The organism is Streptomyces sp. KL109B (genome assembly GCF_030766935.1).
Classification (GTDB): Bacteria; Actinomycetota; Actinomycetes; order Streptomycetales; family Streptomycetaceae; genus Streptomyces.
Window position 1 is genome coordinate 1 of record NZ_JASERL010000034.1, and the last position, 500, is coordinate 500.

General features: G+C 69.6%; 1 protein-coding gene. It reads left to right on the forward strand.

Features of this window, described 5'->3' with window-relative positions:
• Nucleotides 1–500 (forward strand): polyketide synthase (locus RBJ65_RS42020; protein WP_306332222.1); only part of this gene is annotated, 500 nt, incomplete at both ends.

Here is a 500-nt window from a genome sequence, read left to right on the forward strand (position 1 = left end):
TCCTGGACGGACCGGCAAGAGCTACGTGGACAAGGGCTATTTCCTCGACGAGGCGGGGCAGTTCGACGCCGGGTTCTTCGGGGTGTCACCGCGCGAAGCGCTGGCGATGCACCCGCAGCAGCGGCTGCTCCTGGAGACCGCCTGGGAGACGCTGGAGGACGCCGGGATCGAGCCCGGTTCGCTGCGCGGCAGCGACACGGGCGTGTTCATCGGCGCGATGTCCCAGGACTACGGGCCGCCGATGCACGAGGGCTCCGCGGAGGCTGACGGGCTGCTGCTCACCGGCAGCAGCGGGAGTGTCATATCGGGTCGGCTCGCGTATTTCCTGGGTCTTGAGGGGCCGGCGGTGACGGTGGACACGGCGTGCTCGTCGTCGTTGGTCGCGTTGCACCAGGCTCTCCGGGCGATACGCGGCGGAGAGTGCTCGCTGGCGGTGGCCGGTGGCGTGACCGTGATGTCCTCACCGGGGGTATTGGTGGAGTTCTCGCGGCAGCGTGGGC